We start from the raw sequence: 23,617 nt of genomic DNA on the forward strand, positions 1-23,617 counted from the left end.
CTATAGTTAATAAGGTTAATACTGAATTGTTTTGGTAATTGTTATGGTGTTGGTAACTGGAGGAGCAGTATGAGTCAGCAGTTGCAATTAGCGTCATGGAATTTACCTATTGGTAGTCTTGATGCTTATATTCATCGTGTCAATCAAATACCGCTGCTTTCTGCTGAAGAAGAATATGAGTGTGCCGAGCGTTTTCATACTGAAGGCGATCTTGAAAGCGCACGTCGTTTAGTTCTTGCTCATCTTCGTTATGTAGTTCGAGTTGCTCGTGGCTATTTAGGCTATGGTTTACCTCTTAATGATTTAATCCAGGAAGGTAATGTTGGTTTAATGAAGGCCGTTAAGCGTTTTGACCCTAAAATGGGTGTTCGCCTTGTTTCATTTGCTGTTCACTGGATTAAAGCTGAAATACATGAATTTGTTCTGCGTAATTGGCGTATAGTTAAAATTGCAACGACCAAAGCCCAACGGAAATTGTTTTTTAACCTGCGTCAAATGAAGACCCGTCTAGGCTGGTTTAACAGTGAGGAAGTCGATGCTGTTGCCAATGATCTTGGTGTCAGCCGTGAGGACGTGCTTGTTATGGAGCAGCGTCTTAATGCGATGGATGCCTCCTATGATGCCCCTCTGTCCGATGATGACGATGACGCCTTCAAAGCCCCTGCCCATTATTTACATGATGCGAATAGTGATCCCGCCCATTTAATTGAAAAAGAAGTAAGCGGGGAACAAGGCAGAGAACAGCTATTTGTTGCTTTAGAGCGCCTTGACGAACGTAGTCAGGATATTTTACAACAACGTTGGTTGGCGGATAACAAAGCGACATTGCATGATTTGGCTGATAAATATGGTGTTTCCGCAGAGCGAGTGCGCCAGCTTGAAAAGAATGCCATGAAAAAACTTCGCCAATACATGGAAGAAACGGTTTAAAATATCAAGCGTTCTTGTGCAATTGAAATAAATGACTAGGATTGTTCATCGCCAGTCAATAATTTTCTTAATTTCAATTTTGTTACCTCATCTGCAAAAGCTGAATCAATGGCATTGAGTGTAAACATTTTCATTTGATTGTCAGAGTAATGATAGGTTTGTTGTACTCGTTGATACTCTTTCGCTAAATTAGTGCGAAAAAAAGGAGGATCATCTGAGCCGAGGCTGATTTTAATACCGGCTTCCATTAGGTGGGGCAGGGGATGACTCACCAAGTCTTTAAAAAGGCCAAGAGCCACGTTGCTGGAAGGACAAACTTCCAGTGCGATATTACGATCTTTCAATTGGGCAATGGTTTCTGCGGAATGAATTGCCTGTATACCATGACCGATGCGCTCGATTGGCAAATACTCCATTGCTTCAAGCATGCCACTTGCTGGAGCAAATTCACCTGCATGTACCGTACAATGAAGCCCCGCTTCCGCAGCGATTTGGTAGGCTTTCTTGAATAATTTAGGGGGAAAATGAATTTCATCCCCACCAAGACCAAGCCCCACAATACAAGGAACTTGCTCTTTAATTGCTTGTTTTGCGACGCGGATCGCAGCGTCTGCTCCAAAATGCCTTACTGCGGTTATGATGATCCTGCCTATAATATTAAATTGATTTTCGGCATCATCAATGGCCTGTTGTATCGCCTGCAAATGTTCGGATGAGGGAATGCCACTGGCTTGCTCAGCATGATCAGGAGAATACATCATTTCTATATAAACAGTATTTTCTAAAGCGTTGGATTTCAGATAATCAAAAGTAATATCATAATAGTCTCTTGGTGTTTTAATCAGTGCAGCAATCGCATCGTAAGCTTTTAAAAAATCGAGAAAATCATGGTAACTATAGCCTTTTCCATCGCAGGCAAGTAGCGTTTGCGGAAGCGGCAGCTTATTGCGCTTGGCGAGTTTTTGGGCAAGAGTTGGGGTAATCGTTCCTTCCAAATGTGAGTGCAGCTCGGCTTTTTTTATGCTCATGGTTGTTCCTTCCCATTGCTATAATAGACTTTATTGAAATTCAGCGAATTTCGAATGAAGTCTAATGATTAATGGCAACTTAGTGTAAAAACCGATAAAATTAGCCATCTGTTATTTATTATATGCTATCCAGGACTAATCATGAGCCAGAATGATATTGATAAAGCTTACGTAAGCCCTTACGACAAATTCCTTTTTGAATTTGATGCGCAACATAAAAAATCCACCTCCCAGCTCAAAGAAATCAAAAAGCATCAGCGTATTGCCTATTTGCGTGATAATGCCAAACGAGATGAGAAGGATGATGAAATTTGGGGAGGATTCTAAGATCGGTGGGTATGTTCTCACAAACGTTCCCATGAATTTCATTACTCTTGCCAGAATTAGACGAATGTATTCTCTCTCTCTCTTTGAATGTCCCTTCGACCGGGGAGGGAGAGATTTCTAGAATTGCTATGGGTAAATTTACCCATGCATCTTTCTTTAAAAAAGAAGTATGGTTGAACAAACTCAATCATTAATGCAGTTTAATGCCACTCCCTGAAGAAATTACCTTAACTCTATTCAATTGGTTACCGCGCAAAGATCTTCTGACAGTATTTTCTGTCTGTAAGGATTGGCAGCGGATAAGTCTATCGGCAAAGACATGGAAAGAGGCCGGTGCCTCTTCTTTTGAGAATTTTAAACAAAGAATCGAAGAACTATGTCCGGAACTAAGGGAGTTTGTTTTCAATGAGAGCGTGAGTTTGGGGCTTGCCGAACGCCTCCATAAAGTATGGTCGTTATCTCAAGAAGAGCGCCAGGGATTAAAAGAGCTTCCCAATGAAGTCGATGAAAAATTGGCTAAATACCTGTTCTCCAATTATGGTTTGGCTCTTTTTTTAGAGGGGATTATTAACAAGGTAGACTTGGAGATTGTCCCAGAGGATTTTTTTAAGTTTATCTGCACGAAGGGAGGATTTACTGCCTTATTTATCGAGAAGTTAATTGCTTTCGAAGATATTGTATTGCTCGAGTTCTCGCATCTGCAATGGTTATTTTCAGAGCATGGCTTACAGGCCTTGCGGGAGCAATTAATTTCCATTGAACAGCTGGTTCTGTTACCGCCTTCCCACCTGGAATTTTTACTTACCCCTAATGGATTATCTGCATTGCGTGAAGGCTTAATGACTATTGATGAGGTAGTGGCTTTAAAGCCTGTTGAATTACAATTGTCACTGACTGATTTGAGACTGGCAGAATTGCGGAAAGTTCATAGCAATCAGCTTGACTGTGATTCACATTCCTATCAAAGCATGTAAGGCCTTATAAGCCATAATGGTCAGTAACGAGGCTGCCGGTAATGTTAATACCCAAGACATAAAAATATTACGAATTACGATGAGGTTTAACGCGCCGATACCGCGTGCTAATCCAACTCCAAGTACTGCGCCAACCAAGGTTTGTGTAGCTGAAACGGGGATACCAGTACTGGTTGCAACGACTACTGTGGTTGCCGCAGCCAGAGTAGCCGCGAAAGCACGGCTTGGTGTTAAAGCAGTAATTGCACTACCTACCGTTTCAATTACTTTTCTACCATACATTAGAAAACCAATGACTACGCCTGCACAACCAAGCAAGATAATCCAGGCGGGATAATTAGCAGCACTCACAGGCTGATCAGCGTGCATAACAAGAGTATAAATAATACTCAATGGACCTACAGCCAAGGCAACATCATTGGAACCATGCGCGAAAACCATTGCACAAGCAGTCAAGGCCATAAGTACAGCAAAATACTTCTCCACTTGAAGAAAACGTTCACGTCGCCTAATTCGGGGCATTTCAGGGATTCGTTTTATAAAGAGCATACCAATGATGGTGATGGTAATACTGGTTGCAAGGGTAACAGCTAAATCTTGCTTTAAATTAAGGTGGATATCGAAATGATTTAATCCCTTAAAAACAGTAATAAAAGACAGAACCGATCCGACGATGAAAAGATAAATAGGCACATACCATTTTGCTTTTTCGAGGGGGTCGCTTTTTACAAAGATGGCCTGTTGGATACTAATAAAAAGCACGTAGGCAGTAAATCCGGCAATCAAAGGGGAAGTTACCCAGCCAATGGCAATATGATAAACCTGACGCCACTGAATCGAGTCTGGACCTAAAACGACAGAACCGAAGCCAACCATAGAACCCACAAGCGCATTTGTAATGGAGACAGGAACACCGAGATAACTTGCAAGATTCATCCACACAGTACAGGCTAGTAAAACACCTAACATCCCCTCAATCAGAATTAAGGGTTGGTTTGATAGCTGGCTGCTAGTAATAATGCCGTCCCGCATGGTTTCTGTTACGCCGCTGCCACCAAGGAAGGCGCCGGCAAACTCAAATACAATGGCAATAATCATTGCCTGCCGAACAGTGACGGCTTTGGAGCCCATCGTTGTGCTCATTACATTGGCCAGATCGTTTGCGCCAACTCCCCAAGTCATGAAAAAACAGAAAGCGATGGCAACGAGAAGCAGAATAAAAGGATAATCCATAGGAATTACTACCGAGCAATAAGAATTTGTAGCCGACCACCCACCGTTTGGGCATGATCAGCCAAGTCACCAATCCATTGGACCAGTTTGTAGAGAAAAACTACTTCAATTGCGGGTAAATCCTTTTCCAGCTCAAAAATACGATGTCTGATATCAGCAAGCTTGTCGTCACTATCATGTTCAATTTCATCTAGTGTGACAATCATTTCTTCAACGATTTTCACTTCGCTTCCACGAAAGCCGCTTTCGAGCAGTTCATCAAGTTCATTAATCGCTTTACAAGCTTGTTTGGAAGCATCCAGGCAACGATTCAAAAAGGGCATAAAGACAGCAGTTAATGCCTCAGGGATAACCATTTGGCGGCTGGTAATGAGTCCGGCAATATCTTCTGCTTTATTGGCTATACGATCCTGGGCGCTAAGCAATTCAAGTAAATCTGTACGCGAGACTGGTAGAAACAAACCAGTTGGCAGATGCAAGCGCAAATCTCGTTTAATTCCATCCGCTTCTTTTTCAATGCTGGCTATCTTTTCTTTGATAGCGTTAGCTGTTTCCCAATCTTGTTGCAAAACGGCCTCAAAAAAAGGATAGAGCTGTTTTGCACATTGATGTGTTTTACGCATGTGTTGTTCAATAGGCCTGATAGGTGAGGGCCCGAACATGTTAAATATGCTACCCATAAAGTATGAGTCTTTGAAAAAGATTAGGGCGATTATAACTAAACTTTTACAGGAACAAAACAATTGTTTTACATAACCTATCCTGATGTCAGGAAGTAAAATCAGCAAAATAACCTGAAAAGAGAGACTTCTCTTGAAACGCTAACTGCCTTGGAGCATGGCGTTACCCCTACAATGTTCGAATTCTCAGGTATTGGCGTGTACACTGCGGTTCTGCGCGCCGTTTCTCCTTGCTGCGCTCTCAATGCAGTGTGTTCCGAAAGACGTTTCCTAACTTATTGTTCAAATTATTTTTTTTAAAAATTTAGCCTACAAGTGTTAGTCTGCTACACTTGAAAGTAGACTTCTTCGGAAACTCTACTATAGAGGAGAATTGCTTTGCCGGTACTGTGATCGTTACGCGTACCCTCCGGTTCTGTTCTCCCTGTTTCCTTGCACAGCGCGCTCTGCAGCGAGTTTCCAAAGAAGTCTGGTAGTTAAGATGAAAATCGGCTAACAAGGAGTGTTGCCATGAAAAAATGGTTTGTTGGTTTGTTGTTTTTGGCAATGAATGTTTGGGCTGATCAAATGATCACGAAAGTCATTGAATTAAATTACCAAAATGCCGATAACGTCATCCGCTTAGTTCAACCCCTACTCCAAGACGGTGAACAAATCACCGGTTCTGGTCAGACCCTGGTGGTAAAAGTCACACCGCAAACCTTAACTCAATTACGTACGGTATTGCACAAACTTGATCAACCACCAGTAACTTTTGAAATCACCGTTTTTCAAGGTGATCCAGATTGGCTTAACCAGCAGAACGATAATGATATGGTTATCAGTACGTCTTCTCAGAGCCAGCAACGCCGTCGTCAATCGGTCACAGTTATGAATGGTGAGTCAGCTTTTGTAAGTACAGGTGAAGATCAACCTGTACTCAGTTCTGTGGGTATCGGTTTCTGGGGAACAGGTGTTTCTTATGATCGCCGTTTAGTACAAAATGGTTTGCTAGTAGAACCTGTGCTGCAGGGGCAGAGGGTAAAATTAACCGTCCGCCGTGTTCGCGAACAAGATAATCAAGTCGTCAATCAGCAATTTGATGAACAGCAGGTTAATACAACGGTCATGGTGCCTCTAAATCAGTGGGTGCCTTTGGCAAGCGCAGAGGGGGATGCACCTGCGGATTCCAATACAATAGTGATTCGTGCTGGAAACCAATATACACAAAATTCTACTTTATACATTAAGGTCCGCATTGTACAAAAAGAGTCTTCCGGTATTAACAAAGAATAACGAGAGGGTTTTTGTCTCTTCGGGAGCTATTACCTTGACAACACTTCTCGATAGCAAAACAATAGCTCCTTTCTAAATATTACTCTACCAACAAGGTTGGTAGAGTGTCTTGAGGATAAAAAATGCAAATAGCCAGTATTAAAGGGCGTGAAATTCTTGATTCACGTGGAAATCCTACTGTTGAAGCCGATGTGTTTTTGACAAGTGGCGTATGTGGACGAGCAAGTGTTCCTTCTGGAGCCTCAACCGGTAGTCGTGAAGCCTGTGAGCTTCGTGACCAAGACACTACTCGTTATGCGGGTAAAGGCGTTTCTCGGGCAGTGGGCTATATTAATCATGAGATTAACCAGGCTTTAAAGGGTGTTTCGGTCAAAGAACAAGAGTCAATTGATAAACGGCTTTGTGAATTGGATGGGACGGATAATAAATCCCGGTTGGGTGCCAATGCAATTTTGGCTGTTTCTTTAGCCTGTGCAAGAGCTTATGCTAATGCGAGTAAACAACCTTTATTTATTTCGCTCAATCAAGGCGAAGCGATGACCATGCCTGTACCTATGATGAATGTGTTAAATGGTGGGGCACATGCGGATAATAATGTTGATATTCAAGAATTCATGCTGATGCCTGTAGGGGCGCCAGATTTTGCGACAGCGCTGAAGATGGGGACAGAAATTTTTCACGTCTTGAAGTCTGTATTGAAAAAGCAGGGATTAAATACAGCGGTTGGTGACGAAGGTGGTTTTGCACCGGATCTTAAATCAAATCGTCAGGCTCTTGATATCTTAGCGCAAGCAGTCGAACAGACAGGTTACCAATTAAAGCGGGACATTGTTTTTGCTCTTGATGTAGCAGCCTCTGAATTATTTCATGATGGTCAATATCATCTGGCTTCTGAAAACAAAATACTTAGTAGCGAGCAAATGATCGCTTATTATCGTGAATTGGCAACCAATTACCCAATTGTCAGCATCGAAGATGGTTTAGATGAAAATGATTGGCAGGGTTGGCAGCAATTGACTGCTGATTTAAAGGAGCGGATACAATTAGTCGGTGATGATTTATTCGTAACGAATACCCGTATTTTACAAGAAGGTATAAGCCAAAAAATGGCAAATGCTATATTGATTAAACCCAATCAAATTGGAACTTTAACCGAAACCAGACAGGCTATTCGTTTGGCACAGACAAATGGTTATCGCTGTGTAATGTCACATCGTTCAGGCGAGACAGAAGATGTTTTTATTGCTGATTTGGCTGTTGCAACCGGTTGTGGTCAAATTAAGACAGGTTCTTTATGCCGTACAGATCGAATCGCCAAATACAATCAATTACTAAGGATTAATGAGTTGGCTGCTCTCCCGTATGCTGGAAAAGCTGTTTTAGTTCGAGCTTGAAGCGGCCAATTGGGTAACCCGAGGGGTTTGATACGCTTGGGTTACGTTCACAGCGCCTTGTCGTTCTGGAGTTTCCGAAGAAGTTCTAATAGAGTATGCACGATAGAGTTCGCAAAACGAATCGTGCCCGGTATATAATAATGGAAAGAAACAATTCTCTTTGGTTAATCTATGCGATCTATCATTATTATTTTGATATTGGCGTTAATCGGCCTGCAATATAAATTATGGTTGGGTGATGGCAGCGTATCGCAATGGATTAATTTAGAAAAAAAATTAGCTATCCAAGAGCAGGAAAATGAGAAGCTTGCCGCGCGTAATCGTGCTATTGAAGCAGATATTCTTGAGTTAAAAAGCGGTGATCAGGCTCTTGAGGAGCAGGCACGTTCTGAATTAGGGATGGTTAAGAATAACGAAGTTTATTATCAGTTTGTGGATTAAGGGCCCGTTCTTCAAGATGCGTTAGATCCCATCCCTCTCTTTTGAAGGATGAGGAAATAGATTTGCAAGGTTAAACAGCAATTAATTCTGTCGGCACAATGGGTGGTAATTTATCCCATAAGCTTACTACATAACCCCCGCCTCCCGAGCCAGTTGGTTTAACAGCCAGGGCGCCTAAGTCAAGTAACATCTGCATATGTTGTTGTAAGGTTTCACTGACAAGCCCCCATTGCCGAAAACAATCGGCACTTTGTTGTATAGCTTGCACCAGGTCTTCCAGGGCGTTGGGTCCGCTTTGCTCCAGGGCTAGTTGTGCTTTTACAACACTGGCATTCATCTTATTGTCAATTTGTGCAGCGCAAGCGGCATCCTCTTGCCACAAATCCCGTACTTGGTTGATGCAATGAGAAGTGATGCCAATCTGTCCGCAAGAGGATAAGAACCAGTGTGGATGCCAAGCCTGTTTAATAGGCTTTAATAGCCCTTGTTGAAAATAAACGCCAGTCTCAGTGGCAACACCAGCAATATCAAGGCCGCTACTTTGACCATGAAATAAATTTTCCAGGTTTTTAGCAAAAGAATAAATGGATTGCGTGTTCAATACCTGTTGTGCTTCAAACCAGCGCGCTACAGCGACACAAAGTGCAGCTGAAGCCCCCATTCCTACACCAATGGGTATATCACTGTCTAAATGAAAATGGCCGGAGAGGCTGTTAAGTGATTTACCTAAGAGCTGTTGTCCTTGTTCAAGTACAGACCAAAACAACAAGTGCATATCTGAACCACTGCTCCCTTCATAATCGGCGCTAAGTTCAGAATTGGATGAGTTGTAACTCAGGGTCAGTTTCTTTTCCTGAATAGGAAAAACAAGTGCACCGTGGCCACGCAAAACAGCATGTTCTCCTGCTAAAATCCATTTACCATAAGTCGTTGTTTGAAAATCATAAGACATCGTAATTGCCAATTAAATGATCATGTTGAAATTGCAGTGCCATTTTGCTTTGATCTGGACGATAGAGTAAATGAATATTAGGCCCTGCATCCATCGTAACAATAGGACCATCCCCGGTATGGTTCCAGAAGTTTTGCAGGCTGCGTAATGCTTCCTGGCATTTTTCTGTTATATACGAAAAAGGTTGCTTGCAGCTGGTAAATAACTGATGCATATCCTGAAACTCACGCCAACAAATTTGGTAAGCACTTGGCCAATCCTGAGTTTCTAACGCATGACGTAAAACTTTTAAATTTTCTGTTGCTCGTTGACAGCGCGTTGTGTAATGGCTGCTACTTTTCACGCGAACGTGCGCTTCACTGGAAGGCACAGGCTTTTCATCGTGACTGATCACAATCACTTGATGTATTAAATCGGTATAAGGCAAATCAATTGCTTGTACAGTTTCCTCTTCCCAAAGAGCCCAGGGTGAGAAAAAAGAACGGCAGGATGAACCAGAACCCAGACGACTTAATCGTGCTTGTTCCTCAACAGAAAGCAAAGGCTTGTTACTAAGTTCACTTAAGGCAAGTACTGCACATTTGGTCAATGCTGCAAAACTTGATGCAGAGCTGGCTAAGCCACTACTGTGTGGAAAATTATTGGTTGAGCGTACAATAAAGGCACCCTTATAACCAAAATAAGCTTTCACTCGCGCCAAATGATCTAGAAAGCGTTGTTGTCCCAATGGGGACAAAACAAAGGGGGTAGCGCCCGGGGTATCTAAAGGTTCCCAAAAATCTTTTTTTCCGCTATGACTTTCAAGTACGACACTACTTAAGAGGTTGTTTAGCGTATAGGATAATGATGGATTATCCGGTATGTTTTTCTCATTGTCTTTTTTACCCATGTATTTAATCAGGGCAATATTAGCAGGTGCTTGGGCGAACCATTGCATAGCCTCTCTCCTTACATTTAGTGGCCTGGTGCATCATTCCAAAGAATTTTATGCAATTGCAGCTGAAAGCGCACAGGTAATCGGTCTGTTACTATCCAGTCAGCGAGAAGAGTCGAGTTTAACTGATTCCAGCTGGGTGAAAATAAAATTTGTACGTGCTCTGACAGGTTGTGTTCAATTATAATTTGGCAAGCCCAGTCGTAATCCTCACGGCTGCACAATACAAATTTGATTTGATCACTTTGCTTTAAGTGAGCTAAATTGGCAAATAAGTTTTTTTTACTTTCTCCGGAGCCGGGGGTTTTCAAATCCATAATGACCATGACTCGTTTATCAACTTGAGCAATATCTCGTGCCCCACTGGTTTCCAGCGACACATTAAAACCCGCGTCGCAAAGTTGACGCAATAAATCGATACAACCTGGTTGTGCCAAAGGTTCTCCACCGGTTACACAAACCTGTTTACAATTGTAGGAAGTCACTTTTTCCAAGATAGAGGTTAAACTCTGCATCTCACCACCACTAAAAGCATAGGCTGTATCACAATATTGGCAACGAAGGGGACACCCTGTGAGTCGAATGAATACCGTGGGTAATCCCACGGTAACTGATTCACCTTGCAAAGAATAAAAGATTTCTGTAATGCGTAATTGAGTACTAACTTGCTTCATGAGACGCCTAATAACTCCAGTTTCTTCATCGCCAACTGCGCAGTAGGGGTATCAGGGTAGTTTTTTAGTACTTGTTGTAAACGCACTCTTGCGTCCTCTGTTTTACCTGAGGCAGCAAGTGCATAGCCAATTTTGAGCGTGCTGGCAGCTGCTTTGCTTGAGGAGGGAAATTGCTGCAATACGATTTCAAAATGCTCGATTGCTTTGGGATAATTATTTTTAACCATATAAAGCTCACCCAGCCAATAATGGGCATTTGCAGTGTAGCCACCCTGGGGATATTGTGTTGCAAAGGCTTGCATCGCAGTAAGTGCCTCGTCAAAGCGCTTGTTTTTTACCAGATCGTAGGCCGCGAGGTAGCTGATTTGTTCATCAGCGGGATTTGTTCGGGCAGGAGTGGCAGCAGGAGTTATAGCAATTTTCGAGCTTGGTTTTTCTTGGATAGCCTTTACCGGTGTTTCACTCACCTTATTGGGAGTAGCTACTTGCGAGCCAAGCGATAATTCGGTTGGTTGGTTTGGTTGTTCTGCTTGGGCTGATTGGCCGGGCTTAACAGGACCATTATTACGCAGACGCGCATCTAAATCTTTATAAAAAGCTAATTGTTGTTGTTGTAATAATTTCAAATCATGGGCTTGTACTTCTAATTGACCGCGTAACTCTTGGACTTCCTGTTGCAAACCCTGAACTTTATCCAACAATCCGGCATTATCGTCATTGCTGTCACGGGTATCTTTTGCGAGAGCAACTTCTTCCTCATTGTCAATATTTTCAAGCTGAGCTTTGGCAACAGGCTGCTCTATGGCGGCCTGTTGTTCATCAAGAATTGCAAAATTTTCGCTGTCATCAACTACAGGTGCTTCTGCCAATGCTTGTAACGGCAAAAGGCAAGAAAAGCACAAACTTAATAGAAGTCGATGGGATTTAATCATCGTGTTGCCTCGTAAGTGAATTCAACACGACGGTTTTGCATATGAGACGCTTCGTCGTGCCCAAAATTTGCAGGCCGCTCTTTACCATAGCTGACGACACGGATTTGACTTCTACTGACACCAGCCATTCTCATCAAATCAGCGACTGTACTAGCACGACGCTCACCTAAGGCGACGTTGTATTCACGGCTACCACGTTCATCAGTGTGACCTGCGAGCAGAACACGTGCACCTGGATGTGTTTTTAGGTATTCAGATTGCGCGTTGAGCGAAGCCATATACTTGGGATTGAAACTACTGTCGTCATAAGAAAATAAATAAAGTTGGTTATGAGGTGCCTGCGTGGTATAGGATTCACCTGGCTCCTGACCAGCAAAACGGCCTAATTGTCCCAGACCATGGGCAGACGCGCCCCCGTTCATACCTGCACCGTCAGCACTACCGGGTGTTTTCGAACAGGATGCGAGCAGCACAATGCTTGCTGCAACAAGTCCCATCTTTAAAAACGATCTGGCTTTCATCCTCTTATCTCCTTTTTTTTATTCGTAGTTTACTAATAGTTAAAGCGCCGCAATGGCGGCTCATTGTACAATTGTTTTGTCTATTTCGCTATTGTCTCTATTACTTATGAGCTGAATTATCGATGGCTATTATCCTGTCTTACATGGTTTACAACAAAATTGGCTATTTCAGCAGTAAGATTTTCTGTTGCTCGATTCGCGGCAATCACACCACCGTAGGGAGTGTCCATAGGGCAACAGACCTGTTGACTAATAACTTTCGATGCGACCACTCGATTATCACTCACATGGGTTAATGTTACTTTAACAACTAAATCTAATACACTGGGCTTTCTTAAAAAATTTTGTTGTAACGCAATGAGTTGTGTGTCCAAGCGATAGTCAGTTTGTTCAGAATGCGGTGTTGAAGCGACTGCATAGAAATAACCGCTACGTTGTAAACTTTGGACAATCAGTGGAAACAGCATGTCGGCTGGAGGATCAATCCAGGCATTCTTTGCGAAACTACTTAGTTCAAAGGGTTTCTGAATATAAAGCATTTGCTCCGTTTGATAGCCGGCAACGGCATCGGGAGTAGTAACAAGAATAGATTGATGAGCAGCATTCGAGGCTAATTGCTTATTACTGAAAGCTGCCAATTTGTATTGATTAGTAACGGGTGTTTTAATCGGCGAGCACGCTGATAGTAAACATTGAGCACAGAAAAGAAGAATAAGACCAACTTTGTTCAAAATTATTCTCCTGGTCCAGGTTTAGGTGGTGTTGTACCACGGATTACTACAGCAGGATTTTGGCGCATTTGGCTACTGACTTTTTCCAGATTAGCAGCAATTGTATCAAGACGGCGTATGAGTGTTAAAGTGGGTGGCAAGGCTTGCTGTGAAATTTGCTTAATTGTTGTTTTACCTGCATCCATTGCGGAGGATACCTTATTTCCGGCGTTCGTCATCGCATTCACGGTAACCTTTAAATCTCTAACTATCTCAGGCAGTTGATGACTTGCGTCAGTAAGATTTTTTATGAGGATATCCGCATTTTCCAGGCTTTGGTTAATGTGTTTACCATTCTTGGCGATAACGCCACTAAAACTCTCTAAATTCGCCAGGGTGTTTTTGATGTACTTTGCATTTTCACGATCAAAAATCCGGCTAATTTCCACACTTACCTTATTCACATTCTCGGATACATCCTTCAATGCTTTGTCGAGTTGATTAAAAAGAGAGGGTTTCGCTGGAATAATGGGATAAGGTTCACTGGGCAATTTCTCCAAAGGCGTTAAATCGGACGAACTTGCTGACAGTCCTACATAAGTTGTTCCTGTAATTCCTTGGGAAATTAAAGTGGCCGAGGTGCTCGTGGTGATAGGTGTTCCTTCTTCAATATTAAGTAGAATTTTAACCTGTTGTGGATCGCGGCGATTGAGGGTAATTTTTCTTACAAAGCCAACTTTCACACCATTATATTTAACAGGTGATTCTTCGCTTAATCCTGAAACTGCTTCATGAATATAAACCACATAAAGACGGTATTGTTTTTGATCAAAGCCAACAGATAGCCATAGACCAGCCGCGATAAGTCCTCCGAGAAGGATTAGCACTGCCAAGCCGACTATTGTGTAGTTGGTTTTTGCTTCCAATAAACATACTCCTATTCTTTCGCTCTCAAACAGTTTAAAAGGTACTGAAGTATTCGGCAATCAAAGGATGCGGATTTTTTATCAATTCCTCTATTGGCTCGACAGCTAATATTTTTCCTTCACCGATAAAGGCGACTCGATCCGTAGTTCGTTTTATTGACTCCATGTCATGACTAACCATCACAATAGTCAGATCCAACGAGTCTCTTAAAAAAAGAATCAGCTCATCAAATTGTCTGGCACTGCGCGGGTCAAGCCCGGTTGTGGGCTCATCCAGGAATAATAATTCTGGATCCATCGCAATGGCGCGTGCTGCTGCTGCACGTCGCTGCATTCCACCACTTAACTCCGAGGGATATTTTCCGGCAGCCTCTTTAGGTAATCCTACCAAGGAAATCTTAAGCATGGCGAGATGTTCCATAAATTTTGTGTCAAGGGTAGTGAATTCTTGCATAGGAAAAACAATATTTTCTAACACGGTCATTGCGGAGAAAAGAGCACTGTGTTGGAACAACATACCCCAGCGCCGACGAAGTGCATCTGCTTTGGCACTGGTTAAATTTGCAATATCCTGGCCAAAAACTTTTAGAGAGCCCTCGGTAGGTTTTAACAACATAAGAAGACTGCGCAAAATGGTTGTTTTACCGCTGCCGCTGCCGCCGATAATCGCTAAGATTTCACCTTTTTTCACCGTCAGATTAACATCAGAATGCACCCACTGCCCACCGAGATAATTTTTTAATCCTTTAATTTCAATGACTGGCTCACTCATTTTTAAAGCCCCATCCAGCTATAAACGACGGAGAATGCCGCATCAGCAACAATAATTAAAAATAACGATTGGACAACGCTTCTTGTGGTTTGGCTGCCAATGGTATCTGCTTCTACTCTAAAGCCTTGAAAACAGCCTACCAGAGCAATCAAAATGGCAAAGGCAGGGGCTTTATACAAACCTAACAGGAGCTGATCTAAGCCTACTGAATCTTTCAAACGAGCCATGAAATCAAAGTAACCGACATTTAATATCCATTTGGACATGAGCATAGCACCGATGATACTAAAAACGTCTGCCCAGAAAATTAGCAGTGGGAAAACGAGTAGTAAGCCAAGAACCTTAGGTAAGACTAATAATTCTGTAGGGGATAAACCCATTGTTTTAAGGGCATCCACTTCTTCATTGATTTGCATGCTGCCAATCTGGGCGGTGAAGGCGGAACTGGTCCTTCCTGCCACAATGATCGCTGTAATGAGCGGAGCAAATTCACGGAAGATAGCCATACCTGATAAATAGGCAATAAAAATATTGGCTCCATAAGTTTGTAGTTGTAAGCCCATCTGATAAGCGAGAACAATACCGATTAGGAAAGACAGCAAAGCAAGAATCGGCAGAGCCTGAATGCCAGCAGAAGCAACATTTGAAGCAATACTGGGTAATTGAAAACGTTTCCAATAGCCCAAGGCTTCAAAAAGTTTGGAGCTTAAGTCGCCAATTAAAATGACGAATCCATCGGCCTGGCGCAACTTATGGACAGTTTCTTCACCAAGTCGGGCTAATATATTTTTTTTCTTCGGGGTTGGCGGTTTGTAATCCAAATTACTTTTCTTTTCCGCCACGAGCTTTATTAGTGAATCTTGTTCTTTGGCAAATTCAACGAGTTCTACTTCCTTCCCATCAGACTTCAGGATCTCCACACACTGTAGTAAGGCTAAGGCACCAGCGCTATCAAATTGGCTAAGCTCGGTGCCACTAACGGTAATTTTTTCTACCTTGGGAAGTGGGGTTTTTTTAAAACGGTCAACCAATCCATCTAAATGGAGAACTGACCAAGAGCCTTGGCATTGATAGCGATGGCTTTCTTCGTTAAAGATAAATTGGCTTGCAGGTTTTACCTTGGTCATGATTGCGATCATTTCAAGAAATAGCCTAGGATAATACGAAATCACCTGCCACAGCAAAGTACTTGTAAAAGCGTGAATCATTTTAAACGACTGCAAATTTTCTTTTGGAACATTGATCCTGGCTATTTCCGTGTGAAGCATGCCTTTAAAACGGTTTTAGCCATTGTCATTGCTTTATGGTTTGTCCGTAATGAAACTCATTTTACGAAGGCAATGACTGGTTTGGCCTGCGGTATGTCTATGCAAGGGATGATAGCTAAATCGTTTATTTCGCGAGTTGTACAAGTGATCCTGTTTGATCTGGCTTTTTTTGCAGCGTTTATCACGGGTCTATGGGTACGGGATTTTCCTCATTTATGCCCAGTCGTTTTAGTGGTGCTTGGTTTTACAGTCAATTACATGCGGCGTTTTGGTTTAAGTAACAGTGTTGCGCCAATGAAAGTGTGGACGCTTTGTTTTTTGGCAATTGTTATCCCGTTGCAAACAACAGAGTGGTGGACGTCTGTTTATGGGTTTATTATTGGTTTAGTGGCAGGAGCACTGACTCTTCTTTTTGTTTTTCCTGAAAATTACGCCAAACTATTTATTAATAATTCTAATCGATTATTTAAAGCCTTAGCGCGAGGCATGAATGCATGCCGACGACATATTTTGTTTCCGGTGCCGCCGCGAAACATTGCCCGGCTTTCTTTTGTACGGATACGAGACGTATTGCATCGCTTATTAGACAGTAATCAGACCATCGTGCAAGGCCTGGCAGTTAATGAACGTGAGAAATTAATTGATGGGATAATGATTCAGGAATATGCATTAATCCATGCTTATAACATGATGGTGGATTCTTATAAGACTATTCTGGTAAAAAATTATCAATTATCGCCCTCGAAACGCCTTGCTTTGAGTGCAATAAACAGGCAGTTTGCAGCGTTGTTGACGTCATTAACGATGAACAAAGATTATTCTGTTACGGCGAAAACTTGTCGAATTTCGATGGCAAAAATTACAGAAAAGCTAAGTCAGGAAACGTTAACAGATCCTGCTTTAGTGATGGCTTTTCTCAATCTAAAGCTTAGTTTTAATTTGCTGCATGAAAATATACTGCGTTTACAGCGGGGTGAGAATGCAAATTAGAAATACAACAAAAATGGCATTTCAAGCCGCTATGGCAATCTCGATTGCTGAAGTTATCAATGGGTATTTTCAGATGGAGCGTGGCTATTGGATCATTTTAACGGCGATGGCTCTAACGACTCAGACTTGGGGGGAGAGTATTAAACGCTCTATTGAGCGGGTTAGTATGACGATTTTAGGCGGTCTTTGCGGAACGGGATTATATTTCTTATTGCCTGCTAATGACACACTCATTCTTGTTTTACTTTTAACCTTTGTATTTTTTACTGTCTACATATTGCCAATTAATCATCTTTTGGGTGTGTTTACATTAACCGGTTTTGTGGTATTTCTTTTTGCATTACTTGGTGATTGGACGTTGTTTTTACTGAGAGAGCGCATTTTAGATACGGTTTTGGGGGCGTTAATCGCTATTTTTGTTGGCTGTATTTTTTTACCAGTAAGAACCAATATAATCGATGTTTTCATTGGTTATCTGGAAAAAATGAATGCTGCATTAGCATTGACTTTTACTACCCAACAGCAAAGCAGTCCAGTAATTAGTAATCAAAATCTGTATGCTGATTTTCAAACGATCCGCAAGCAAGCCATCGCGATTCGTTATGAAGTTCTTTTTCATCGTCTTAGTCGACAGGAGTTTAATTCCCTACTGATGCACATGGCTTTTTCCACCCAGTACGTTGCTGGTTTAACCGAGGCTTATCGTTGGTTGGTTTGTTATCTAACTAATGAGGATAAGGCGCATTTAGAGACGGCTGTTAAAACTACACAACATAATCTAACTGTATTGATAAAACATCTCAAAAGACAAAAACATCCCAGCATGCTGCCAGTAATCAATTTAACTGACTTGTTAACGAAGGCAATTAGTACTGATGCACAGCGTTTTGCTTCTTTAGAAAGTGAAGCACTGGGTTTTTATAGCTTGATGTATTTTTTTACTCGCCTAAATGCTCAATTAAATGAATCTTATAGTTTGTTAAGCCACGTGTATGATTAGATCTTTCCAAACGCGCCTGTGGAAAGAAATGCTTCGTCGATGCGCTGATACTGGCGTTCTTTGTTCCGAGCCTCCCTGCACTTTCCTTCGCCACAGCAACTTTCGGAAGAGGCCTGTTGAGCAAATTCAGTGTTCTCTAGTTGAAATTATTAGATTGTGATAAAATTCAAGCCATTTTTTCTGCTGTTGTGTACAGGACATGCAAGACGACTACAGCCAATTTGAAAAACGTAAGCAAGATCATATTGCGCTTGCTTTGATGCAAAGCAACCAAGCCAGTGAGATGAATGTATTGGATCAGGTATCTTTATGTCACGAAGCGCTGCCCGATATGGATTTTAATGAGCTCGTTATAGAAAGTCAGCGTTTTGGCCAGACCATTGCGAAACCATTTTTTGTCAGTTCTATGACAGCAGGGCATCATGATGCAGTTAATATTAATCGCAACCTGATTGCTGCCTGTGCAGCAAGTGGCTGGGCTATGGGAGTTGGTTCTCAGCGTCGTGAATTAACAGATAACCAGGCTGCTTTTGAGTGGCAATCATTGCGTCGCGATTTTCCCGAGGTAAGTTTGTTCAGTAATTTAGGTATTGCCCAATTAATTAATACACCACTTCCTCAAATCCAACGTTTAACCGAAGCCTTGCAAGCCACGGCGTTAATTATTCATTGCAATCCTTTGCAAGAAGCAATTCAACCGGAAGGAACTCCACAATTTAAAGGTTGTTGGAGTGCACTAGCCAAATTAGTGGCTACACTGCCTTTACCGATTGTCATTAAAGAAACAGGCTGTGGGTTCTCCTTGTCTACTTTACGTCGTTTAAATGAGATTGGAATTGCCGCTGTCGATGTCAGTGGTCTTGGTGGTACGCACTGGGGGCGAATTGAAGGACATCGTGCTGCGGAGGGAAGTATTAAGCATAAGACGTCGGTTACTTTTCGCAATTGGGGAATAGACACCGTACAAAGTGTTAACAATGCGGCCTCTTTGAGGCCGACGTTTGAAATATGGGGATCTGGCGGTGTCCGTCATGGTTTGGATGCAGCAAAATTATTTGCGCTTGGCGCCACGTCAGTAGGTTTTGCCAAACCAATGCTGGATGCAGCCTTGCAAAGTGCACAGCAGGTGCATGAGTTAATGGCATCTATTGAATATGAGTTAAAGGTTGCCATGTTTTGTACGGGCAGTCGTGTAATCAGTGAGTTGAAGGAGAAGGCATGCTGTTAAGCAGTCAAGCAGGTCAATTATTCCAGGGTTTTTCTAAGTTGAATCGCGAGGAAAGATTTCAGCGCTTATTGGAGTTAGGTGCACTTACTGCAGAGGATGTTGCCTATTTAGTCAAGGGCGGTGTCAGCGACACTATTCTTGCGGATAAACTGATTGAAAATGTGATTGGTTATTTCCAGCTTCCTTTGGGAGTGGCCACTAATTTTTGTATTGATGGCCAGGATTATGTCATTCCGCTTGCGGTGGAAGAAACCTCTATTATCGCTGCTTTGTCGAAAACCGCGAAATGGATAAGACAGCACGGTGAAATTCAGACCCAGGTTAAGGGTGAATGCATTATTGGTCAAATTCAGCTGGCAAAAATAGATAATTTGGAGCGTTTTGCTGCGATCTTCCACGAAAATAAGCAATTCTTAATTGAAAAGGCGAATGAAGAAGTTGCCTTTAACATGGTTCGACGGGGTGGTGGCGTTGTTGATTTAGAGTTGCGGCAGTTGCAACGCGAAGACGGTCATAAAATGGCGGTTATTCATTTAATGATGAATAGCTGTGATGCGATGGGTGCAAACATTATTAATCAGGTGTTGGAATACTTAAAAGGCCCCTTGGAAAATTTAACGGGTGAACAAGTCACCATGTGTATTTTATCTAACTTGAATGATCAGAAATTAACGACGGCTACAGTAACCATTCGCGATGTTGAGACGGAGTTAGGAGAGCGTTTACAAGAGGCTTCACTCTTTGCTGAAATGGATCCTTATCGTGCAGCAACTCATAACAAAGGTGTGATGAATGGAATTGATCCTGTTTTGATTGCAACAGGCAATGATTGGCGGGCAGTGGAAGCTGGTATTCATGCTTATGCAGCTCGTACAGGTCATTATCAAGCCATAACCCGTTGGCGCTACGCGGATGGGGTTCTAACCGGTCAATTAACCGCTCCAATTATTGTGGGCACAGTAGGAGGGGTCACGGCTCTTCACCCCACCGCAAAACTTTGTTTGCGTATGATGGGAATTGAGTCAGCAAACCATTTATCACGGATTATTGCCGCAGTAGGCCTGGTACAAAATCTGGGGGCTATCAAGGCATTGTGCACTGAGGGTATTATTCAGGGGCATATGAAGTTACATATTGATAATTTACTGATGGTGGCCGGCGCGACTGATAGTGAGATGCCGATATTAAAAGAGCGCTTACAAAGCTGGTTAGTCACTAACAAGCGAGTCAGTTTAAACAATGCGTGTGAGTTGTTGACCGAGATCAGGCAGGCGCAGACTGCAACATGAAATGGCGTATTCCTGCAAAAACTTTTTTACTTGGTGAGTATGCCGCTGTGGCTGGTGAATCAGCCATTGTGTTAACGACATCACCTTGTTTTGAATTGTCACTTGCCAACGAGGCAACTATACAAGGTATTCATCCTGAATCACCTGCAGGGCAATGGTGGGCTCATCATCGCATGCCCGAACAGGGACTCCTCTGGCATGATCCTTACCAAGGCAGGGGCGGACTCGGTGCTTCCAGTGCTCAGTTTCTTGCTGTCTATCTTGCCTGCTCTTATTTACTGCATGTAACGCCCAACCGTAAGGCAATGCTGGATGCTTACTATCAATCAGCCTGGCGAGGGGATGGGTTAAAACCCAGCGGTTATGATGTATTGGCTCAATCACAACATCGCTGTGTATCTATTAATCGTCAGCGAAATGTTATTAAGACCTATGATTGGGTTTTTAAAGATATTTCTTTTTTACTGTTGCATAGCGGGCAGAAATTAGCTACGCATTATCATTTGCAAAGGACAACCTTACCGAGCTCTATTAACCAATTGGCAGTGACAGTCAATTTGGCAGAGGCTGCTTTTGAAGAGATAAATAGTGAATGGTTGATACAGGCAGTGAATACCTATCAGCAGCAGCTGGCTGATCTTCACCTGGTAGCCCCGCATAGTTTGCATCATCTGAATGCCTTTCGGGCGCAGCCAGATGTCTTGGCTGCCAAAGGCTGTGGCGCCTTGGGAGCGGACGTACTCTTGCTGGTAGTGCCTAGTAATTGCTTGAAAACGAAGGTAAAAGAGTTGCGTTTGGAAGGGTGGACAATCCTGGCAACCAGCGATGATTTATATACTGGGCGCGCCTTAATGAAAAATAAACCCCATAAAACACTTGAAATTTTACCCTGATCCGGTATGATTCCAGCCTCTTTGGGGCCGTTAGCTCAGTCGGTAGAGCAGGAGGCTTTTAACCTCTGTGTCATAGGTTCGAATCCTATACGGCCCACCATTTTAGGAGTGTATTTCGCACTTCACTAAAATGAGTAGCTGAAAAATTGTTTACCCTGTAAGGGCCGTTAGCTCAGTCGGTAGAGCAGGAGGCTTTTAACCTCTGTGTCATAGGTTCGAATCCTATACGGCCCACCAATTCTGGCTTAGCTGCTGTTTAAAGCTAAAACACAGCGTAACAATCCTGATATTTACGTTTACTTCGAACAATGCGCTCGTAGCTCAGCTGGATAGAGTACTTGGCTTCGAACCAAGGTGTCGGGGGTTCGAGTCCCTCCGAGCGCGCCATTTAGAGGTTTTTCCCCAATCTGGGGCATTAATCAAGAACATAAAACCTCAGCCCTTACTCTATAATTTTCAAAGTTTCTAAAGCCATAAGCTCTTCATTCATCTTTCGATGAAACCCTTCTGTTATCCATTATGTTCTAAGGTATTTAAAGGCGCTTTGTTTGAGTGCTTTAACTATTTCTAAAAACCGGGTAATAAGCGCTTATATTTTTTCGCAGTGCAATGCTTTTTGGGGTAGGCCTTGAGGATGCTGATTTGAAAAGACCTAAAGAGGTAGACTGGGAAGTAAAAATTCTGTAGTGCCCTGCAATTAAAATTCAATTGCAAGACACTCAAGAATCAAATAGTATAAATCTGCGTTTGACATGTTTAAATGCAATAAGCGCTGACAGAGGGAACGACGAATTCCCGCCGCCAGCTAACCACAATCTATCGATGAGGATAAATTATGGCTAAACGAATCTTAGTCTATTTCAGTTTTGTATTTCAATGGCATGTCCGTAAGAAGCCGCCAAAATTTCCCATTATTTACACCGGTTGAACATTAGGAGCATGGTTTATAGCCTGCTTTGAATTCGCTATTAACCAAAAATCTTAATCATTTCAGCGACTAGAGACACAGGAATTATTTTTTTCAATAATTCCTGTGCTATGTCACACCTTTAAAAAATAAAGGAAGAATAATGGCGACAACAAAGCGAGAAACTTTAACGGAAACGAATTTAATCGATAGTCCCTTCTTTCAAGTCTTTGCAAAAAATTACCTGGACTATTTAGGGAATAGGAATCCTACCCACAAACAGCTAGCCGAAATCCAGGCCTTGCTTTCCAGTACCTGGATAAGACTGCCGATTTGTTTCGACCTGCGTTTAAGTGAGCAGGAAAAACAATGTCTTTACTTATCCGCCCAAGGCAAAGGGCTGAAAGAAATTGCAGCGTTTCTAAATGTCTCCATGCGACGAGTGACTCAATATCGGCAAGCTATCTTTAAAAAACTAGGATGCAGAAATATAACCAGTGCAATTATTGTAGGCATTCGCTATGGGGTGATTAAGAAGTGGGATGTACTGGACGATTAAATTGGTTTGGTAAGTTGCAAATTTCACTTCCTGTGTCAGCACATCCTTGTGCTGGCTCCCTTTTCACGGACATCATGTCCTGCTGATATTTGCAACTTCCAATGATGCCAGTATGACTTAATTGCTGATGCGCGTCATTAAGACAACCCAGGTAAATAATGTGAGAAATATCTTACAAACTCTCATTATGGTCTTTTGTGCAGATAGTTCGTGAAGAAGATAAAGCAATTGAGCTAGTCTATATCGGAGTGAAATTCTCATTATAATGAGAATTGGGTGATCCAAAATGGATAAGTTTGATATCAAGAGCTTGGAAGAATTAGCAGACGTGCTCAAAAATCGACGTCGGGAATTGAATATAACTCAAAAATCCTTAGCGGATTTTTGCAATCTTTCTCATAATGGCATTAGTCGTATTGAACTCGCGCAATCTGATGCTCAACTATCAACAATTTTAAAAATGTCTAAAGTTCTAGGTTTTAAAATTATACTCGAGATGGAACAATGAAAGCACTGTATGTGTTCTATAAAAATCAGAGGGTTGGTATTTTTTCGCGTGATGAAAATTTAGTTTCTTCTTTTTCTTATGATGAACAATGGCAAGTTGATAAAGATAGCTTTCCACTAAGTCTATGGTGTTAGTGTTCGCGGTTACCGGCATTTCCGAAGGGGACCTTGGGCACTAGCGCTGCCTACTACATCTCCGGGGCGCCCTTGGTGAATGTGACTTGCATGGCTGGCGCCTGCTACGGAGCCTTCGGCACCAGTGGGTCGCTCGAT

At 42.4% G+C, this 23,617-nt stretch carries 26 protein-coding genes and 3 tRNA genes; 17 read left to right on the forward strand and 12 right to left on the reverse strand.

Annotation, left to right across the window (positions count from 1 at the left end; all coding sequences use genetic code 11):
* Window positions 1-69 precede the first annotated feature (69 nt).
* Window positions 70-930: an RNA polymerase sigma factor RpoH gene (gene rpoH / locus DYC89_RS03115; RefSeq protein WP_115220453.1), complete on the forward strand. Its 861-nt coding sequence runs from the start codon at window positions 70-72 to the stop codon at window positions 928-930.
* Between the two features lie 35 nt (window positions 931-965).
* Here rpoH and DYC89_RS03120 read toward each other — a convergent pair whose 3' ends face one another.
* Window positions 966-1,958 (reverse strand): adenosine deaminase, encoded by a 993-nt coding sequence (locus tag DYC89_RS03120; protein ID WP_115220454.1) that lies wholly within the window; start codon window positions 1,956-1,958, stop codon window positions 966-968.
* A gap of 141 nt (window positions 1,959-2,099) precedes the next feature.
* On the opposite strand from DYC89_RS03120, the gene DYC89_RS03125 reads away from it, so the two are divergent.
* Entirely contained in the window at window positions 2,100-2,285 is a 186-nt protein-coding gene (locus DYC89_RS03125; RefSeq protein ID WP_058447510.1) for a CBU_0585 family protein, read from the forward strand.
* A 203-nt stretch (window positions 2,286-2,488) separates the two neighbouring features.
* Window positions 2,489-3,259, forward strand: coding sequence for an F-box-like domain-containing protein (locus DYC89_RS03130; RefSeq protein WP_115220455.1), 771 nt, complete (start codon window positions 2,489-2,491; stop codon window positions 3,257-3,259).
* Here DYC89_RS03130 and DYC89_RS03135 read toward each other — a convergent pair.
* On the reverse strand, window positions 3,236-4,492 hold the full coding sequence (locus tag DYC89_RS03135) for an inorganic phosphate transporter (RefSeq protein ID WP_115220456.1): 1,257 nt from the start codon (window positions 4,490-4,492) through the stop codon (window positions 3,236-3,238). The genes DYC89_RS03130 and DYC89_RS03135 overlap by 24 nt on opposite strands.
* 8 nt (window positions 4,493-4,500) lie before the next feature.
* Window positions 4,501-5,172, reverse strand: coding sequence for a TIGR00153 family protein (locus tag DYC89_RS03140; RefSeq protein WP_115220457.1), 672 nt, complete (start codon window positions 5,170-5,172; stop codon window positions 4,501-4,503).
* A gap of 510 nt (window positions 5,173-5,682) precedes the next feature.
* Here DYC89_RS03140 and DYC89_RS03145 point away from each other — a divergent pair.
* The 3 genes from DYC89_RS03145 (at window position 5,683) to ftsB (ending at window position 8,282) form a co-directional block, all read left to right on the forward strand.
* Window positions 5,683-6,447, forward strand: coding sequence for a type II/III secretion system protein (locus DYC89_RS03145; protein ID WP_115220458.1), 765 nt, complete (start codon window positions 5,683-5,685; stop codon window positions 6,445-6,447).
* Window positions 6,448-6,569: 122 nt separating this feature from the next.
* A complete protein-coding gene (gene eno / locus DYC89_RS03150) occupies window positions 6,570-7,841 on the forward strand; it encodes a phosphopyruvate hydratase (protein WP_115220459.1) in 1,272 nt (423 codons plus the stop codon).
* A gap of 171 nt (window positions 7,842-8,012) precedes the next feature.
* Window positions 8,013-8,282 (forward strand): cell division protein FtsB, encoded by a 270-nt coding sequence (ftsB, locus tag DYC89_RS03155; protein ID WP_058447504.1) that lies wholly within the window; start codon window positions 8,013-8,015, stop codon window positions 8,280-8,282.
* A gap of 70 nt (window positions 8,283-8,352) precedes the next feature.
* Here ftsB and DYC89_RS03160 read toward each other — a convergent pair whose 3' ends face one another.
* From DYC89_RS03160 to DYC89_RS03200, 9 genes are all read right to left on the reverse strand, one after another.
* A complete protein-coding gene (locus tag DYC89_RS03160; protein ID WP_115220460.1) occupies window positions 8,353-9,234 on the reverse strand; it encodes a mevalonate kinase family protein in 882 nt (293 codons plus the stop codon).
* On the reverse strand, window positions 9,224-10,171 hold the full coding sequence (locus DYC89_RS03165; protein WP_115220461.1) for a diphosphomevalonate decarboxylase: 948 nt from the start codon (window positions 10,169-10,171) through the stop codon (window positions 9,224-9,226). The genes DYC89_RS03160 and DYC89_RS03165 overlap by 11 nt, the downstream gene beginning before the upstream one ends.
* Before the next feature lie 17 nt (window positions 10,172-10,188).
* A complete protein-coding gene (gene queE / locus DYC89_RS03170) occupies window positions 10,189-10,842 on the reverse strand; it encodes a 7-carboxy-7-deazaguanine synthase QueE (protein WP_115220462.1) in 654 nt (217 codons plus the stop codon).
* Complete coding sequence (gene ybgF, locus DYC89_RS03175; RefSeq protein WP_115220463.1) at window positions 10,839-11,774, reverse strand: tol-pal system protein YbgF; 936 nt, start codon at window positions 11,772-11,774, stop codon at window positions 10,839-10,841. Before ybgF ends, queE begins: the two co-directional genes overlap by 4 nt.
* Window positions 11,771-12,295: a peptidoglycan-associated lipoprotein Pal gene (pal, locus tag DYC89_RS03180; RefSeq protein ID WP_115220464.1), complete on the reverse strand. Its 525-nt coding sequence runs from the start codon at window positions 12,293-12,295 to the stop codon at window positions 11,771-11,773. Before pal ends, ybgF begins: the two co-directional genes overlap by 4 nt.
* A 116-nt stretch (window positions 12,296-12,411) precedes the next feature.
* Window positions 12,412-13,026: an ABC-type transport auxiliary lipoprotein family protein gene (locus tag DYC89_RS03185; RefSeq protein WP_115220465.1), complete on the reverse strand. Its 615-nt coding sequence runs from the start codon at window positions 13,024-13,026 to the stop codon at window positions 12,412-12,414.
* Window positions 13,027-13,028: 2 nt separating this feature from the next.
* Window positions 13,029-13,931, reverse strand: a complete 903-nt coding sequence (locus tag DYC89_RS03190; RefSeq protein WP_115220466.1) for an MlaD family protein — start codon at window positions 13,929-13,931, stop codon at window positions 13,029-13,031.
* A 34-nt stretch (window positions 13,932-13,965) separates the two neighbouring features.
* The gene (locus tag DYC89_RS03195; RefSeq protein ID WP_115220467.1) at window positions 13,966-14,703 is read right to left on the reverse strand and encodes an ABC transporter ATP-binding protein; all 738 of its coding nucleotides are present in this window, start codon (window positions 14,701-14,703) and stop codon (window positions 13,966-13,968) included.
* A gap of 2 nt (window positions 14,704-14,705) precedes the next feature.
* Window positions 14,706-15,830: an MlaE family ABC transporter permease gene (locus DYC89_RS03200; RefSeq protein WP_115222638.1), complete on the reverse strand. Its 1,125-nt coding sequence runs from the start codon at window positions 15,828-15,830 to the stop codon at window positions 14,706-14,708.
* 72 nt (window positions 15,831-15,902) lie between these two features.
* Here DYC89_RS03200 and DYC89_RS03205 point away from each other — a divergent pair, with 72 nt between their 5' ends.
* From DYC89_RS03205 to DYC89_RS03255, 11 genes are all read left to right on the forward strand, one after another.
* Window positions 15,903-16,961 carry a hypothetical protein gene (locus DYC89_RS03205; protein ID WP_115220468.1) on the forward strand — a complete coding sequence of 353 codons (1,059 nt, stop codon included), beginning with the start codon at window positions 15,903-15,905 and terminating at the stop codon, window positions 16,959-16,961.
* On the forward strand, window positions 16,951-17,961 hold the full coding sequence (locus DYC89_RS03210; RefSeq protein ID WP_181879308.1) for an FUSC family protein: 1,011 nt from the start codon (window positions 16,951-16,953) through the stop codon (window positions 17,959-17,961). The genes DYC89_RS03205 and DYC89_RS03210 overlap by 11 nt, the downstream gene beginning before the upstream one ends.
* Before the next feature lie 199 nt (window positions 17,962-18,160).
* Window positions 18,161-19,189, forward strand: a complete 1,029-nt coding sequence (gene fni, locus DYC89_RS03215; RefSeq protein WP_115220470.1) for a type 2 isopentenyl-diphosphate Delta-isomerase — start codon at window positions 18,161-18,163, stop codon at window positions 19,187-19,189.
* The gene (locus tag DYC89_RS03220) at window positions 19,180-20,478 is read left to right on the forward strand and encodes a hydroxymethylglutaryl-CoA reductase, degradative (protein ID WP_115220471.1); all 1,299 of its coding nucleotides are present in this window, start codon (window positions 19,180-19,182) and stop codon (window positions 20,476-20,478) included. The genes fni and DYC89_RS03220 overlap by 10 nt, the downstream gene beginning before the upstream one ends.
* Entirely contained in the window at window positions 20,475-21,371 is an 897-nt protein-coding gene (locus DYC89_RS03225; protein WP_115220472.1) for a hypothetical protein, read from the forward strand. The genes DYC89_RS03220 and DYC89_RS03225 overlap by 4 nt, the downstream gene beginning before the upstream one ends.
* A 24-nt stretch (window positions 21,372-21,395) precedes the next feature.
* Window positions 21,396-21,471, forward strand: a tRNA-Lys gene (locus tag DYC89_RS03230).
* Window positions 21,472-21,532: 61 nt separating this feature from the next.
* Window positions 21,533-21,608 (forward strand) — tRNA-Lys (locus tag DYC89_RS03235).
* Between the two features lie 73 nt (window positions 21,609-21,681).
* Window positions 21,682-21,758, forward strand: a tRNA-Arg gene (locus DYC89_RS03240).
* 683 nt (window positions 21,759-22,441) lie between these two features.
* Window positions 22,442-22,837 carry a response regulator transcription factor gene (locus tag DYC89_RS03245; protein WP_115220473.1) on the forward strand — a complete coding sequence of 132 codons (396 nt, stop codon included), beginning with the start codon at window positions 22,442-22,444 and terminating at the stop codon, window positions 22,835-22,837.
* A gap of 286 nt (window positions 22,838-23,123) precedes the next feature.
* On the forward strand, window positions 23,124-23,345 hold the full coding sequence (locus tag DYC89_RS03250) for a helix-turn-helix domain-containing protein (protein WP_115220474.1): 222 nt from the start codon (window positions 23,124-23,126) through the stop codon (window positions 23,343-23,345).
* Entirely contained in the window at window positions 23,342-23,479 is a 138-nt protein-coding gene (locus tag DYC89_RS03255) for a HipA N-terminal domain-containing protein (RefSeq protein WP_115220475.1), read from the forward strand. Before DYC89_RS03250 ends, DYC89_RS03255 begins: the two co-directional genes overlap by 4 nt.
* The last annotated feature ends 138 nt before the right edge of the window (window positions 23,480-23,617 follow it).

Origin of the sequence: Legionella donaldsonii (assembly GCF_900452385.1) — a bacterium.
Lineage (GTDB): Bacteria > Pseudomonadota > Gammaproteobacteria > Legionellales > Legionellaceae > Tatlockia > Tatlockia donaldsonii.